At 31.8% G+C, this 16,009-nt stretch carries 12 protein-coding genes; 8 read left to right on the forward strand and 4 right to left on the reverse strand.

What is annotated here, in order from left to right:
* Positions 1–51 precede the first annotated feature (51 nt).
* The 4 genes from Q4Q47_RS16135 (at position 52) to Q4Q47_RS16150 (ending at position 5,716) form a co-directional block, all read left to right on the forward strand.
* On the forward strand, positions 52–333 hold the full coding sequence (locus tag Q4Q47_RS16135; protein WP_303307666.1) for a DUF4834 family protein: 282 nt from the start codon (positions 52–54) through the stop codon (positions 331–333).
* Between the two features lie 31 nt (positions 334–364).
* On the forward strand, positions 365–2,788 hold the full coding sequence (locus tag Q4Q47_RS16140) for a YfhO family protein (RefSeq protein WP_303307667.1): 2,424 nt from the start codon (positions 365–367) through the stop codon (positions 2,786–2,788).
* Between the two features lie 107 nt (positions 2,789–2,895).
* Complete coding sequence (locus Q4Q47_RS16145; RefSeq protein WP_303307668.1) at positions 2,896–4,179, forward strand: glycosyltransferase family 4 protein; 1,284 nt, start codon at positions 2,896–2,898, stop codon at positions 4,177–4,179.
* A gap of 79 nt (positions 4,180–4,258) precedes the next feature.
* Positions 4,259–5,716, forward strand: coding sequence for an oligosaccharide flippase family protein (locus tag Q4Q47_RS16150; RefSeq protein WP_303307669.1), 1,458 nt, complete (start codon positions 4,259–4,261; stop codon positions 5,714–5,716).
* Between the two features lie 108 nt (positions 5,717–5,824).
* Here Q4Q47_RS16150 and Q4Q47_RS16155 read toward each other — a convergent pair whose 3' ends face one another.
* The gene (locus tag Q4Q47_RS16155; protein WP_303307670.1) at positions 5,825–7,114 is read right to left on the reverse strand and encodes a hypothetical protein; all 1,290 of its coding nucleotides are present in this window, start codon (positions 7,112–7,114) and stop codon (positions 5,825–5,827) included.
* Positions 7,115–7,358: 244 nt separating this feature from the next.
* Between Q4Q47_RS16155 and Q4Q47_RS16160 the strand changes: the two genes are divergently transcribed.
* On the forward strand, positions 7,359–8,201 hold the full coding sequence (locus tag Q4Q47_RS16160; protein ID WP_303307671.1) for a T9SS type A sorting domain-containing protein: 843 nt from the start codon (positions 7,359–7,361) through the stop codon (positions 8,199–8,201).
* A 78-nt stretch (positions 8,202–8,279) separates the two neighbouring features.
* Here the strand turns inward: Q4Q47_RS16160 and Q4Q47_RS16165 are convergent, their stop codons facing one another.
* Both Q4Q47_RS16165 and Q4Q47_RS16170 read right to left on the reverse strand, forming a co-directional pair.
* The gene (locus Q4Q47_RS16165; RefSeq protein WP_303307672.1) at positions 8,280–9,014 is read right to left on the reverse strand and encodes a hypothetical protein; all 735 of its coding nucleotides are present in this window, start codon (positions 9,012–9,014) and stop codon (positions 8,280–8,282) included.
* A 402-nt stretch (positions 9,015–9,416) separates the two neighbouring features.
* Complete coding sequence (locus Q4Q47_RS16170; protein WP_303307673.1) at positions 9,417–9,863, reverse strand: hypothetical protein; 447 nt, start codon at positions 9,861–9,863, stop codon at positions 9,417–9,419.
* A 352-nt stretch (positions 9,864–10,215) separates the two neighbouring features.
* Here Q4Q47_RS16170 and Q4Q47_RS16175 point away from each other — a divergent pair, with 352 nt between their 5' ends.
* From Q4Q47_RS16175 to Q4Q47_RS16185, 3 genes are all read left to right on the forward strand, one after another.
* Positions 10,216–11,292 (forward strand): DUF3667 domain-containing protein, encoded by a 1,077-nt coding sequence (locus tag Q4Q47_RS16175; RefSeq protein ID WP_303307674.1) that lies wholly within the window; start codon positions 10,216–10,218, stop codon positions 11,290–11,292.
* A gap of 22 nt (positions 11,293–11,314) precedes the next feature.
* Complete coding sequence (locus tag Q4Q47_RS16180) at positions 11,315–12,280, forward strand: endonuclease/exonuclease/phosphatase family protein (protein WP_303307675.1); 966 nt, start codon at positions 11,315–11,317, stop codon at positions 12,278–12,280.
* 247 nt (positions 12,281–12,527) lie between these two features.
* A complete protein-coding gene (locus tag Q4Q47_RS16185) occupies positions 12,528–13,103 on the forward strand; it encodes an outer membrane beta-barrel protein (protein ID WP_303307676.1) in 576 nt (191 codons plus the stop codon).
* A 70-nt stretch (positions 13,104–13,173) separates the two neighbouring features.
* Here Q4Q47_RS16185 and uvrA read toward each other — a convergent pair whose 3' ends face one another.
* Positions 13,174–15,957, reverse strand: a complete 2,784-nt coding sequence (gene uvrA, locus Q4Q47_RS16190; RefSeq protein WP_303307677.1) for an excinuclease ABC subunit UvrA — start codon at positions 15,955–15,957, stop codon at positions 13,174–13,176.
* Positions 15,958–16,009: the final 52 nt, after the last annotated feature.

Here is a 16,009-nt window from a genome sequence, read left to right on the forward strand (position 1 = left end):
TTGAACGTTTTTTAAGCGTATAGAATTGTATTTTTGTTAAAAATAATTTTTATGCTACAATTTGCATCTGTAACAGGTTTTGTTAGAATGATACTAATCATTCTTCTTATTTACTTTGGAATAAAAATTTTATCACGCTTATTTGCTCCGTTTCTTGTTAAATACGTTGCTAAAAAAGCGGAACAGCGTTTTGGTGATCAATTTGGCCAGTTTGGAAAACAACAACAAGAAAAACAAAAAAAAGAAGGAGAAGTTAGTATAGATAAAATACCAAAAACTAAAACTTCGAATAAAAATGTAGGGGATTATGTTGATTACGAAGAAATTGATTAATTTTCACAAACATTGTTCTTAATATACTTTCATGCAATTTTCAGTTAAAAGAATAGGTCCTCATTTATTAGTTTTAGTAGGATTTGTAATACTTTCATTGGCTTATTTTAGCCCTGTTTTAAAAGGAGAAAAAATATTTCAAAGCGATATCATGCAATACATAGGCATGAGTAAGCAACAAAAAGATTTTAAAGCAGAAACTGGTGAAGAAACGTATTGGACGAATAGCGCATTTGCTGGGATGCCCACCTATCAGTTAGGAGCAAAGTATCCACACAATTATATTAAAAAATTAGATTTAACACTTCGGTTTTTACCTCGACCAGCAGACTACTTGTTTTTGTACCTGCTAAGTTTTTATGTACTGTTGTTGGTTTTAAAGGTCGATTTTAAACTCGCTGCACTTGGAGCTATAGCTTTTGGGTTCTCAACCTATTTAATAATTATTTTAGGTGTAGGACATAATAGTAAAGCACATGCTATTGCTTATATGCCATTGGTTTTAAGTGGTGTTCTGCTTGTTTTTCAAAAAAAGTATATTCATGGTTTTTTACTAACAACAGTGGCTATGGGTTTAGAGCTTGTGGCTAATCATTTTCAAATGACTTACTATTTATTGCTGTTAGTCATTGTTTTAGGTGTCGCGTACTTAATTGATGCTTATAGAAAAAAGATACTTCCACATTATTTTAAATCGATAGGGATTATGGTTGCTGCTGTAGTTCTTTCAATAGCTCTGAATGCAACAAATGTCTTGGCAACACAAGAATATGTAAAGGAAAGTACCCGAGGTAAAAGCGAACTAACAATAAATCCTGATGGCTCACCAAAACCAGTGACTTCTGGTTTAGATAGAGATTATATTACACAGTTTAGTTATGGTCTTGTTGAAACTTTTAATCTTTTTATCCCAAGATTCATGGGAGGAGGAAATGGTGAAAATCTTGGTAAAGGTTCTGCTACTTATGAAGCCTATAGAAAGTTAGGAGCTAGTACGACACAAGCTTTGGAAGAGTCGAAACACGCACCTATGTATTGGGGAGAACAACCTATTGTTGAAGCTCCAGCATATATTGGAGCCGTTATATTATTTTTATTTGTTTTTGCTCTATTTCTTGTAAAAGGACGACTAAAATGGTGGCTTGTTGGTGGAACTTTATTGTCCTTGTTATTGTCTTATGGCAAGAATTTAGGGTTTTTAACGAATTTCTTTATTGATTATGTGCCGCTTTATAACAAATTTAGAGCCGTTAGTTCTATTCAAGTAATTTTAGAATTGTGTATTCCAGTGTTGGCGATTTTCGGGTTGGTAAGATTGTTCGATGACTTTGAAAAGAAAGAAGAGAAGCTTAAAGCTTTAAAATATACCAGTATTATCACAGGTGGTATTGCTGTTATGTTTTTGTTGTTTAAGTCATCATTATTTGATTTTGTTGGAGCTAATGATGGTCAGTATATGCAAGCATATGGCCCAGATTTTGTTAGATCTATTAAAGAAGATAGAAAAGCTATTTTCACCCAAGATACGTTGCGAACACTTGTTTTAGTGTCATTATCAGCAGTCGTCGTTTTTATGTTTTTACGTGATAAACTAAAAGAAAAATGGGTAATAGTCGTGTTTTGTGCGCTTATTCTTTTTGATTTAGTTGGTGTAAATAGGCGTTATGTAAATAATGATGATTTTGTATCTGCTATTAAAGTAAATAAACCATTTCAAGCAAATGAGGTAGATCGAGAAATTTTAAAGGATACTGCACACTTTAGAGTGTTCGATTTGGTTTCAGGGCCTTCAAAACCTTCATATTTTCATAACTCTTTAAATGGTTATAATGCTGCAGAATTAAAGCGTTATAGGGAAGTGTTTGATTTCTATGTAGCGAGAAATAATATGAACGTACTTAACATGTTTAATACCAAGTATATTATAGCTCAAGATGACAAGGGAGGGCTGTTTTCTTATAAGAATGATGAAGCAAATGGTAACGCATGGTTTGTGCAAAGATTGCAAGAGGTGGAGTCGGCAAACGAAGAAATTAAGCAATTAGATAGTTTGCCTAATAAGGCTATAGCTATTTATTCTTCACATAAAGCTTTAGAAAATTTAAAAAATGTGAAACCAAATTATGTGATTGACTCGTTAACATCTATTCGTTTGACTGAAGTAAAGCCAAATTATTTAAAGTATAAGTCTAGAAATTCGAATGAAGGATTTGCCGTTTTTTCAGAAGTATATTATGGCAATGGGTGGAAAACTTTTGTGGATGGAGAAGAACGCTCGCATATTCGTGTTAATTATACATTACGCGGTATGCAAATACCTGTAGGGAACCATACCATAGAATTTAAGTTTGATCCAGATGTTGTTAAAACAGGTAGTCATATTGCTTTAGCGAGTTCTGTTTTGTTTGGAATATTGCTACTTGGTGGATTGTTATATGAATTTAAAAAGAAATGATGATAGTTGTTCCTGCGAAGGCAGGAATCTTAAAAATTGAAACTAAATTAACAATGTATTCCCACCGTAGTTTATCTTGAGTGTAGACGAAAGGCTGGAATAGGGAAATGAAAAAAAAAGTACTTATTATAACTTATTATTGGCCACCAGCAGGAGGCCCTGGGGTACAACGCTGGTTGAAATTCGTAAAGTATTTGCCAGAATTTAATATAGATCCCATTGTCTATATTCCAGATAACCCTAATTACCCTTTGTTGGATGAAAGTTTAGTGTCTGAAATTCCAGATAGTATCACCATTTTAAAACAGCCAATAAAGGAGCCTTATAAGTTAGCGGGGATGTTCTCAAAAAAATCATCGAAAACCATAAGTAAAGGGATTATTTTAGATCATAAAAAGCAAAGTTTTATTGAGAAATTGATGCTTTACGTTAGAGGTAACTTTTTTATACCTGATGCGCGAATAGGCTGGGTGAAGCCATCTGTAGCCTATCTTTCAAAGTATATTTCAGAAAATAATATTGAAACTGTAATAACTACTGGACCTCCACATAGTTTGCATCTTATAGGCTTACAGTTAAAGGAAAGATTAGGGGTAAAGTGGCTAGCTGATTTTAGAGACCCATGGACGACCATTGGCTACCATAAGCAATTAAAACTAACAAATGTTTCAAAAGAAAAGCATATAGCTTTAGAAAAGAAGGTTTTAAATACTGCTGATCAGGTGATAGTGACCAGTTCCACAACTAAAAAAGAGTTTCAACAAATAACAAGTCAACCCATTGAGGTTATTACAAATGGGTATGATTACGAATCTGCTAGTACGTTAAAACTAGATTCTAGATTTTCAATATCCCACATAGGTTCTTTATTGTCAAAACGAAATCCAGAAATTTTATGGAATGTATTAAGTGATCTTGTTAAAGAAAATAATGCTTTTTCAAAGGATTTTCAACTTAATTTTATTGGTGCTGTTAGTGAAGATGTGTTAGAGTCTATTAAAAATAACGAATTAAGTAATTATATTAATGAGGTGGGGTATGTTTCACATAAAGAAGCAGTTATGTTTCAGAAAAAATCACAACTATTATTGTTGGTTGAAATAGATTCAGAAGATACAAAATGCATTATACCTGGAAAACTATTTGAATATATGGTTTCAAACAGACCCATTATTGCAATAGGCCCTAGAGATTCAGATGTTAAAAAAATCATTAAAGAAACGAATACAGGAAATTACTTTAATTACAATGATTATGAACCGTTAAAAACGACTATATTAGAATGTTATAAAGCGTTCCAAAATAAAGATTTACAATCGTTTCCAATCGGATTGCAAAAATATAGTAGAAAACAATTAACTGAGCAGTTAACTGCGTTAATTAAGAAATAAAGATTCAAAAAACTCTAAATTCTAACTTATTTCAATTTACAACGTTTTTAGGATTTAATTATAAATATTTTAAGAATTAATGGGAATAGTCGCTTCACAATCTTTTAAAAATGTCATCTCGACATATTTGGGTTTTTTTATTGGAGCCATTAATACGTTATTTCTTTATACAGAGTTTCTTAGCGATGAATATTACGGAATGGTAGGGTATATGTTGTCTTTGGCATATGTAATCATGCCTTTGATAGCTTTCGGAGCACACAATACATTGGTTAAATTTTATTCGTCTTTTAAAACGCGCGTATCGTTAAACAGCTTTTTAACACTCATGTTATTTTTGCCATTTATAATTACGATTCCTCTAAGTTTTTTTAGCTATGTGTGCTATGATATGATTGGTGATCTTTTGTCCCAAAAGAACGACATGATCGGAGGCTATTTGTGGCATATAATAATTATAGCCCTTGCGCTGGCTTATTTTGAAGTGTTTTTTGCTTGGGCCAAGGTGCAAATGCAAACCGTATTTGGCAACTTTATGAAAGAAGTTTTTCACCGGGTAGCAACCATGATATTACTGTTTTTACTGTATTTTAAAGTTGTTGATGTAGAGCAGTTTATGATAGGCTTGGTTTGTGTTTATGTTTTAAGAATGTTCATAATGAATGTTTATGCATTTAATGTTAAGCTTCCTGTTATCACATTTAAACGTATAAATGGCTTGAAGAATATTTTTAAATATTCGTTTTTAATAATTATAGCAGGCTCTATAGTTACTATTCTTTTAGATGTAGACAAAGTAATGCTAGGGCATTATATTCAAATTGAAGAAATAGCTTATTACAATGTTGCTATTTTTATAGCTACGGTTATTGCTGTGCCTCAGCGATCTATGCATCAAATACTATTGCCCTTATCTGCTAAGTTTTTAAATGAAAAAAAATTTGATGCTTTGGAAGATTTGTACAAAAAGAGCTCGTTAAATTTATTTATAATAAGTGGATTTATATTTCTTTTAATAGTCTTGAATATTAATCAGTTATATTACATAATTCCGGAAGAGTTTAGTGGAGGACTTTTTGTAGTACTCATGATTAGTGCCACTAAATTATATGATGCTTTTTTGGGTAGCAACAATGCTATTTTATTTAATAGTGACTATTATAGAGTCGTGTTATTCTTAGGAGTAGCCCTAGTTATTTTAATGATTATTTTAAATATTATCTTTATTCCTCTATATGGTATAAATGGAGCGGCTTTGGCAACTTCTTTGGCTATTTTTGTATATGATTCTATAAAACTACTTTTTGTATATAAGAAGTTTAAAATGCACCCTTTTACAACAGATATATTTAGAATAGCGGGTTTAATATCTTTAAATGTTTTGCTATTCTATTTTTGGGAATTCCCTTTTAATCCTGTGATCAATATTGCTTTAAAATCGGCTTTAATTGCTGTGTTGTATGTATTTGTAGTTTATAGGTTTAAGTTTTCTGAAGATATCTCAATACTTATTGAGCGTTACTTGAAGATTAAATGATATCACTTCTATTTTTATATAAAAAGAGTAAATGAAAACAGAAAACCCCACGATGTCGCTTTGAGGCAAACATATCGAAGGGCTTTCCAAACTAACCAACCAAAATTGTTATGATCGTCTTCTACTAGTCGATCTTATATTGTTATTACTAGACTTACTTTTGCTCTGAGTAGCTCTTGGTCTACTACTTTGGGAAGACCTATTAACACTTCTTTGTTGTGTTGCTCTAGGCTTGCTTAAAGAAGATCTATTAACGCTTCTTCTTTGTTGTGTTGCTCTAGGCTTGCTTCGAGTAGTACGTTGTGTTACTTGTCTTGTATTTCTAGTATTACTATTGTTTCTATTATATGTACGCGTATTTTGTGTCCTTGGTTTTTGAGCAACGACACTTTTACGTTGACGAGTCACATTATTTGTTCTTACATTATTAGTTCTAGGTTTTACTGTTCTATTGTTAACGTTTGTTCTAGTTCTTTTAGTATTACTGTTTGCTTGTGCATAATTCCTAGTACTTCTAGTATCACTATTGCTCTTAACAACTCTATTAGCATTAGAATTATTACGTCTAGTAGTATTTCTGTTTACCGTTGAATTAGTCCTAGAATTTCTATTAATAGTGCTATTTCGTCGTGTATTGTTAGTTCGCGCAACACTTCTTCTTGAGTTTGCATTTCTATTTATTCGTGTTACGTTTCTAGTACTTCTATTTACAGTAGCATAGTTTCTATTTCTTACTATAGTGCTACCTCGTCTGCTGGCAATTGATGTTCTAGGTCTGTAATTGTTGTAAAACGGTCTATTATAAACATAGCGTACAGGATTGTAATATTGTCTGTAAGGCCTGTTGTAAACGACACAGTGGTCATAAGACGGAATACTGTAATAACGGTGCCAAGGTCTGTAAACATAATGTCTGTTGTACACATTTATAAAACCTGAACAATGCGAATAACGATTATATCTGTTATAATGAACATACAGACCACCTACACGGTTTACGTATCCAAAGTTGTTATAATAAATATTTACATTGCCTACTTGACTAACACGTCCGTGATAATCATAATAAATAGGCGTATTTTCTATTTGAATAATAGCACCATATTCATCATATTGTACATAAGCATTGTAATCGTATCCAGAATTAAAACTGAAATTTATATTCGGTGTTCCTATGGAAACATTTACATTGGAACCGCAGTAGCGTTGTATGTTAAAATCAAATTGCCCGTCACGGAACACTGAAAACTCGATACCATTTTCAACAAATATGAAAGAGTTTCCATAACCTCTGTTATAGATAGATGTTGCATTTGTATCTGCATTAGTTGTGGTTGCGTTAACAGTAATAAACCCTGTAAGGATTAAACTAGCTACTAAGAATATAAACTTTCTCATAATAATTTTGTTTTAATAGATGAATACGTTTTATCAATTACAAACAACGTGCCAAAAACTTTAACCTATAATCAAGTTTTTTTTTGTAAAGCTTAAAAATTGAAATACAATATTGTAGGAATTTATTTTTGTTTTTGTAGGTTTTTTTATTTATTTTTGGATTAAGTGTAGTTTTTATTCGATATAATACATATTGTTTTGAATGTTACATTAAATAAATTACTAACCCATTAATACCCCTATCATGAAAAAAAATTATCTATTAATTACGCTTTTTATTTTTCAAATTAGTTTTATTAATGCACAAATAAAACTTGTACATTGGTTTGGCACAAATACGTCCACAGAAACTTACCCTCGTTCAGGATCTGCTCTTTCTTCTGAATTAACCACTGCTGCAGAGAATTATAATGGACTTAATACGTATGCTGATAATAGAAATGTTTGGAATAACCCAAGTACAGATGCAACTGTTGATCCAAATACGAGCCCATATCTTTCTTACGAATTAACAACTAACTCTGATGTTGAGTTTGATCGTTTTGTTATTGGTGGCGCTGCTGCTGTTGGAGGCTCTGTTCAACTCCAATTAAGGTGGAGTGTTGATAGTTATGCTAGCTCTTTAGGAGATTTTACTCCTTTAAATAGTGGATATCAATTATTCTCTATTGATCTATCCTCAGCCAGTTCAGTTTCTACCGGTACTGTAGAATTTAGAGTGTATTTTTATAATGCCTCTGGAAATATTTTCAATCCAGGATATTATTCTTATTCGTCGCCAGATGGTACACCGGCTTCATATGGAGATACAGCACAAGCTGTTAGTATATGGGCTAAAGAATCGATTCTTGGCTTAGATTCTTTCAATAAAATTAATGTAGAATTGTATCCTAATCCAACTAGTGAGCGCATAAAAATTTCCGGACTAAAAAATACCGAAAACTATAATATTTACAATATTTTGGGATTAAAAGTTAAAGAAGGCAACATTTCAAATAAGCAAGAAATTAATATTCAGAACCTAAAAAGAGGTTTGTATTTTATTCAATTAGAAAGTGGATCAATTATTAAATTTATGAAAGAATAGATTAATGTAGACTAACTATATTGCACGCAAAACCCCGAAACATTCATAAAATGTTTCGGGGTTTTTGCCTTAAAAAATTTACCTATTATTTTTTCGATGCTTTTTCACTTTACCATTTTGTTTAAAATAGTAGTAGTTATCGTCGTTATCGTAAATGCCATCATCCCAATCGTTATAATGGTTATCATGATGTCTATCGTCATTCCAATCATTATCATAATGATTTCCAAACTTATGGTTTACAGAGCAGGATTGTACGCCACAAAAATTGCAATAATCACTATGCCTTTTTACTTGACCGCGAGTATTTACAATTTTCCCCCAATGGTTGTAAGCAACTCTTAAGCCACCTACTTGGCTTAATGAACCATGTCCATAACGATAATTCATATAAACAGAACCAGCACGCTTAATTTTTCCATATCTGTCGTAATTTAAATATACATTACCAATACGCCTTACCTTGCCATCTCTATCATGTGAAACAGAAACACCTCTATTATAACGATAAGGATTATACTTATAGCTTCTATTTCTAATGCCATAAGTTGTGTTTGTAGAGCCTCTTCTAGAGCTTCTTTTGTAATAATGATCATTGTGATAACCATCATTAGCATTGGTATTAAAATCAAAACTTCCGTCAGGGAAAATTAAAAATTCTACACCACGTTCTACAAACATAATGGGTTGTGCGTAACGGTAGCGTTTAGTTATATCTAAATTATTTTCTAGTTTTTGATGGTTTAGCTCTGTTGCGGATACAGTTGTTAATCCTATTAACAAACTTGCAAATAATAGTACTAATCTTTTCATAATTATAGGATTTTACATTTTGCCTACTCTTTAGCTTTTCGGCTTTCGCTGTTGCTTAATTGTTTTCAATTTGCGTGCCAAAAATGTAATTGTTTAATTGTTAACAGGTTAAATATTTGGTTGTTTCTAACATAGAGAGAAATAACATTATTTTATTAAAAATTTATTTGACTTACATAATGGTTTAAAAAAATAGTGAAGCAATGCATTCAAAGCAGATATTTGGACTAATCTCACTTTTTAAGTGGGGTCTCATGTTTGACACCTTCACTCTTAGTTCGATTCAAGGATAAGTTTATTACATAAAAAAACCACTGTCAAAGGCAGTGGTTTTTGAGAGTGTTTTATTATTTTTAATCCTGTTTAACCTGTAACGTTTTTTTAGGACTAGTCAATAAGCTATTAATTAAGCTCATCATAAGTATGAATAGACTTCATGATATCTTCATAAAACAAAACAGCTGAAACTAAGTTTCCTCTATCGGAATACGGTAAAATCACTTTTTGAAACTCGACTGTGTTTTTTACGTAACTATCGGTGTTTTCGTGTTGATTATCAAGGGCTTTTCTGTTATCATTACTATTCGGAATGCCTAAAGTAGACATGGTAGTACCGGGCTTTGTAGCAAAAGCTATGTAGGGCAATATATTAGCTAGAACCTCAATTCTTTCAACATACAAGTCTAACAATTGACCTTTTTGCATGCGTTCTAGTTCTTCACCATCGTGATACTTTTTTATACCTATATTTTTACTTATGATACTTTTAGGCGTGTCCTTTTTTTGAGCAAAACTATAGGCAGTAATTAAAAAAAGGCAAATACTTAATAGGGTAATTTTTGTTTTCATGATTATGGGGTTAAATTTTGCCTACTCTTTAGCTTTTCGGCTTTCGCTGTTGTTTAATTGTTTTCAATTTGCGTGCCAAAAATGTAAATGACTGAATTACAGCTTGTTGATTTGTTTTGTTGTTTTCACCTATTTATTGAGATAGGCAAATCTGACCATGAAATTGTATAATTTGAATAAAATATGTTTTAATCATGCCTTATTTCAATATAATTAGGAGGCTCTATTTAACTGTTTTTGGCTATTTTGACTTTTCGACTTCGCCTAAGATAAATTTAGAAGCAATAGCAGTCGTTCAAACTAACAGTTAGTATTATAAAAAACCTTATTTTTATAAAAACTAATCGTTTTAATGAAAACCGAACTAGAGACCTGTAAAAATTGTGAGAATCAATTTGAAGAAACGTTTAAGTTTTGTCCGCATTGTGGGCAGCAAACCAAGGAAGATCTCACTGTTGGTGTCTTGTTTTATAATACGATAAGTAATTATTTTTCTTTTGATGCACGTTTTTTTAAAAGCTTTTTACCCTTATTATTTAAGCCTGGGTATTTAGCTAAAAAATTTATAGAAGGTAAACGCTTACTATATTTACATCCAGCGCAATTATACTTGTTTGTTTCGGTAGTCTTTTTCTTTTTATTAACTACGGTTGTGGTGAGAGACCAAGTTCAAGACTTAGATACTGCCTTTAAGAAAACACGCGATACACCTATAATTTCAGATAATACAGTAGCTAAAGCACAACAAGCTTTAGATTCCGTAAAACTGGATAGTATTTTACTGCCCTTAAAGGAGAAGGGGATTCCAGGAATGAAAGCGGAGCAGGTAAAAGCTTTGGATTCTTTAATAAAGGCCAGCAATAAAGATACTGTCGCCGAAACATTAACTTTTGATTTTGATCAAAAAAAAGTAGACTCTTTAATAGCTATTGATGCTTCTGATACAGAAATTTATAGTGCCATGGGTGTGAGTGATGATGCCGGTTATCTTACCAAGAAATTTTATACACAAGTACTTAAGTTTTACAAACAGCGTAATGGCGGACAAATTTTACAAGCTATTTACGATACGATTCCTATCTCGTTATTTGTTTTGCTGCCAATTTTTGCTTTTATATTAAAACTGTTATTCTTTAAACGAGGGCATTATGCACATCATTTAGTTTTTAGTTTTTATTTTTTCTCGTTTTTATTCACTGTTTTTAGCTTAATTCTGATAGTTAACAACTTTTTTGAAGTTCCGAATTGGATAGATTGGCTACTTGTCGTATCAACTTTCTTCTATTTATTTGTCGCTATTAAGCGATTTTATAATCATGGATGGTTTTTAAGCTTTATAAAAACGGGAATTTCTAGTTTTGTTTATTTAATGTTTGTAATCCCAATAGCTATTATAATAGTTGGCTTAATTGGTTTCTTATTTTATTAATTTAAAAATGATTTAGTAATTAATGCGTTTTATCACTTATGTCTCGAGTTTTGTATTAACCCTTGGCTGTATTTTAGCTTTTAACGATATAAACTTATCTTCTTTTGTTTTTATAATTACCATACCGGTACTATTCATAATAAACCTGCTGTTGCTTTTTTATTGGATTATTAGAAAAAAGAAGGCTTTTTTATTTCCATTATTAAGCCTTTTAATTTATTCGTTTTTATTTGACTCTTTTTTTCAAATAAATTCTAAAAGAGAAGAAATAGAAGATGTTTCAATATTAACATATAATGCAAAGGGGTTTAGTTTAGACTATGTTACTGATAATGCTAATGGAAATATTGCAGACTTTATAAAAGAGAAAGATGCAGATATTGTATGTATTCAAGAGTTTTTTCACAAAAAAATTCCAGATTTTGAAATATATCCATATAGATTTTGGGGATACCGTCCAGGGATTAAAAAATCACTTTCAGTAATATTTTCAAAATACCCAATTTTAGAAACTGGTTTTATTGATTTCCCTAATACGGTTAACAATGGTATATATGCCGATATAGCTATAAAGAATAAAAAAATCCGAATTTATAATTTGCATCTACAATCATTTGGTATTAATTTAAACTCAGATGAGTTAAATGATAGCTCAGTATTTGAAAAAGTCTCAAAAACATTACAAATGCAAGCTAAACAATCTCAAATAATTAATGATAAATTGAACGCTTACAACGGTTTTAAAATAGTATGTGGAGACTTTAATTCCACATCATTTTCATCGGTTTATAAAACTATAAAAGGGTCTTTACAAGATACATTTGTTGAACGAGGTTTTGGTTTAGGCACTACTTATAATTTGCTTCACTATCCTTTAAGGTTAGATTTTGTTTTGATAGATAATAATTTTGAAGCTATTTCTCATGAAAATTATAGCTTAGGCTTATCTGACCATGATCCAATTTTTGTGAAATTGAAATATAAATAGTTACTTGGAAACTCACTTATTTTTTTGATTGAAGTGAAAAAATGATATTCTATTTCAAGATGAATGCTTTTTTGCACTATATAACCTGACTTCTTTTTTATAAGGATTAGATTGTTGCTAGCTTTGATATTTGATATTAAATAATCAGTTAGTATCTAGTGTTTATGAATTTTAAAAACCCTTGCGGCTTGTGTAACTTGTTGATATTTAGTAAATTGAGATCTTATTAATCCAAAAACATGTAATTATGAAAAATTTTACTAACCTCATTTCTTTTTGTTTTGCCGTTTTATTGTTAACGTCCTGTGCTACAAGGGCAGCATATCTCTCTCGTTCAGAAAGATTTAGTTCTTCATCATCAGGTATCTCTTTGGCTCCTAATACATCAAAGTCATCAAGTACTAGCAAAGCCTCTGCAGCGAATAGTGCGGCATTGAATATTTCCAATACAACTTCAAGGTCTGGTTTTCTTATTGGTATTTATTTTACAGGTATTGAGCTTGGTGAAAAATTTGAACTTCAACCTGAGGTGGATTTTTTAGTGGTTAAAGATTTAAACGAAATTCAGGCACCAGTTTTAGTTAAATATAATGTAGCCGAAGAATTTAGTGTTTTAGCTGGTCCTAACCTAGGGTTTCTTGTAGATGCTCCTACCGGAATTAAATCTTTCAACTTTGGTTTAGATTTTGGTGCAGCATATGATATCGCTGAAAAAATTAATATTAATGCGAGATATGGACTGGGTTTAGCTGATCTGTCAGAAAATGCAGGCGGCTCCTTAAAGCTGAGTGGCTTTCAAATTGGTGTAGGTTATCAATTCTAATTGAAAAGATTAACTAAAAAAAAACGAAAGCAAGCTTGCTTTCGTTTTTTTTTAGTTTAAAAGCTAAAGCTTAGAGTTTGTCTTTTAAATATTTTCCTGTTTCTGAAGCTTTCGTATTAACAATATCTTCAGGAGTTCCGATAGCAACTAAGTTACCGCCGGTTTCCCCACCTTCAGGACCTAAATCTATAATATAATCTGCACACTTGATAAGCTCTAAATTATGCTCTACAACTATAATAGAATGATCATTTTCAATAAGCGCAGTAAAAGATTTTAAAAGCTTTTGAATGTCATGAAAATGCAGTCCAGTGGTGGGTTCGTCAAAAATAAAAAGCGCTTTATCCTTATTGTTGCCTTTTCCTAAAAAGGACGCTAATTTTATACGTTGAGCTTCACCTCCAGAAAGGGTGGAAGAGCTTTGTCCTAATGTGACATACCCCAAACCAACATCCTGTAAAGGTTGGAGTTTGTTTTTAATTTTCGTTTGTTTCTGGGTATCAAAAAATTCGATGGCGTTATCTATAGTTAAATTTAAAATATCATCAATACTTTTATCTCCAAAAGTCACCTCAAGTACCTCTTTTTTAAAGCGTTTTCCTTTACAGGTTTCACATTCTAAATGTACATCAGCCATAAATTGCATTTCAATAGTTACTTCACCTTCACCTTTGCAAGTTTCACAACGTCCACCATCTACATTAAAAGAAAAATGTTTTGCCTGATAATTTCTTATGGTACTTAATTTCTGTTTTGAAAACAAAGCTCTTATATCATCGTAAGCTTTTATATAGGTTACCGGGTTAGAACGTGAAGATCGGCCAATAGGGTTTTGATCAACAAACTCTATATGCTTAATATTACTAAAATTACCTTCTAAACTTGTAAATTGACCTGGCTTATCTCCAAAATCAGTTAGTTTCTTTTGCAACGAAGGGTAGAGTATTTTTTTAATTAAGGTGCTTTTTCCGCTACCGGAAACTCCAGTTATAACGGTTAGCATACCAAGAGGAAAGCGAACGTCGATATTCTTTAGGTTATTTTCACGAGCTCCTTTAATATCTACATAGTATTTTGAGGTTCTACGCTTCTTTGGTACTTCAATTTTCAGAGATTCATTTAAATATTGTGCTGTTAAAGAATCTGATGCCAGAATATCTGCATAATTACCATGAGCAACTACATGGCCACCAAAGGTTCCCGCTTCAGGACCAATATCTATAATACTATCGGCAGCAATCATAATATCTTCATCATGCTCAACTACAATAACCGTATTTCCCAAATCACGAAGCGATTTTAATACAGAAATTAATCGTTCTGTATCTTTAGGATGCAAGCCAATACTGGGCTCGTCCAAAATATACATAGAACCTACTAAGCTACTTCCTAAGGAGGTTGCCAGATTAATACGCTGACTTTCACCGCCAGATAAGGTATTTGATTTTCTATTAAGTGTTAGATAATTTAAGCCAACATTAGCGAGAAACGATAATCTGTTATTTATTTCTTTTAAAAGCCTATTGGCAATTTGCGTATCATAATCGTTTAATTCTAACTGCTTGAAGAAGTTTGCTAGTTTACCTAAAGGCATTTCAACTAAATCTGTAATAGTAGCACCGCCAATCTTTATGTAATTTGCTTCTATGCGTAAACGTTTTCCATGACATGCTTTACACTTTGTTTTTCCGCGGTAACGCGATAACATAACGCGATTTTGAATCTTATATGCTTTAGATTCTAATTCTGCGAAAAAAGAATTTAATCCTTCAAAATATTGATTTCCGTTCCAAATAAGTTGTTTTTGAGTATCACTTAGCTCAAAATATGGCTTATGAATAGGGAAATCAAATTTATGAGAATTATTCACTAATTGATCTCTATACCAACTCATACTTTCTCCACGCCATGGAAAAATGGCATTTTCATAAACAGAAAGGCCAGTATTTGGAATCACTAAATCATCATCAATGCCAATGATATCACCATAGCCCTCACATTTTGGACAAGCGCCATATGGATTATTGAAGCTAAATAGGTGCGCATTAGGCTCTAAGAAATTAATACCATCCAATTCAAACTTATTACTAAAAACACGCTGTTTGTTATCACTTAAAATTTCTATGACACATTCTCCTTTACCTTCAAAAAACGCTGTTTGTATAGCATCTGCTAATCGATTAAGAAAATCTTCTTCATTCTTAAAAATAATTCTGTCAACAACTAATAGTATATTTTCCTCGTTTGTAAGGTCTTTAATTTCATCAATACGTGTCACTACATCTTTTATTTTAACCCTTGCATATCCTTGTTGCTGTAAAGCTTTAAGTTTGTCTTGCATACTACGGCCTTCTTCTAAATGAATAGGAGCGAGGAGCAGTAGCTTTTCTCTTTCCGGAAAAGTTTTTAAATAATTTAAAACATCTGTAACAGTATCTTTTCTCACTTCGTCGCCAGAAACTGGTGAGTAGGTTTTACCGATTCTGGCAAATAATAGTTTTAAATAATCGTAAATCTCTGTAGTAGTGCCAACAGTTGAACGTGGATTGGTTGAATTCACCTTTTGTTCAATAGCTATGGCAGGAGCAATTCCTTTTATGTAATCTACTTTAGGTTTATTTAATCTACCCAAAAATTGACGGGCATAACTCGATAAGCTCTCCACATAACGTCTTTGCCCTTCAGCATATAGGGTATCAAATGCTAAACTAGACTTTCCTGATCCCGATAAACCCGTAATAACTACTAACTTGTTTCTTGGTATCACTACATCGATATTTTTCAAATTATGCAATTTAGCACCTTTAACGATGATGTTTTCTTTAGGGTTTACTTCGGAAATATTAGTATTCATAGGCTTTTTAAAGGAATAATTTTGCAAAGATAGTATAACTATTTCAGCTTAA

This window comes from Flavivirga spongiicola, assembly GCF_030540825.1.
GTDB lineage: Bacteria > Bacteroidota > Bacteroidia > Flavobacteriales > Flavobacteriaceae > Flavivirga > Flavivirga spongiicola.

Excerpts from the sequence above, each read along its gene's own strand:
- Q4Q47_RS16135 (WP_303307666.1), top strand. The coding sequence starts at position 52 with ATGCTACAATTTGCATCTGTAACAGGTTTTGTTAGAATGATACTAATC.
- Q4Q47_RS16140 (WP_303307667.1), top strand. The coding sequence starts at position 365 with ATGCAATTTTCAGTTAAAAGAATAGGTCCTCATTTATTAGTTTTAGTA.
- Q4Q47_RS16145 (WP_303307668.1), top strand. The coding sequence starts at position 2,896 with ATGAAAAAAAAAGTACTTATTATAACTTATTATTGGCCACCAGCAGGA.
- Q4Q47_RS16150 (WP_303307669.1), top strand. The coding sequence starts at position 4,259 with ATGGGAATAGTCGCTTCACAATCTTTTAAAAATGTCATCTCGACATAT.
- Q4Q47_RS16155 (WP_303307670.1), bottom strand. The coding sequence starts at position 7,114 with ATGAGAAAGTTTATATTCTTAGTAGCTAGTTTAATCCTTACAGGGTTT.
- Q4Q47_RS16160 (WP_303307671.1), top strand. The coding sequence starts at position 7,359 with ATGAAAAAAAATTATCTATTAATTACGCTTTTTATTTTTCAAATTAGT.
- Q4Q47_RS16165 (WP_303307672.1), bottom strand. The coding sequence starts at position 9,014 with ATGAAAAGATTAGTACTATTATTTGCAAGTTTGTTAATAGGATTAACA.
- Q4Q47_RS16170 (WP_303307673.1), bottom strand. The coding sequence starts at position 9,863 with ATGAAAACAAAAATTACCCTATTAAGTATTTGCCTTTTTTTAATTACT.
- Q4Q47_RS16175 (WP_303307674.1), top strand. The coding sequence starts at position 10,216 with ATGAAAACCGAACTAGAGACCTGTAAAAATTGTGAGAATCAATTTGAA.
- Q4Q47_RS16180 (WP_303307675.1), top strand. The coding sequence starts at position 11,315 with ATGCGTTTTATCACTTATGTCTCGAGTTTTGTATTAACCCTTGGCTGT.
- Q4Q47_RS16185 (WP_303307676.1), top strand. The coding sequence starts at position 12,528 with ATGAAAAATTTTACTAACCTCATTTCTTTTTGTTTTGCCGTTTTATTG.
- uvrA (WP_303307677.1), bottom strand. The coding sequence starts at position 15,957 with ATGAATACTAATATTTCCGAAGTAAACCCTAAAGAAAACATCATCGTT.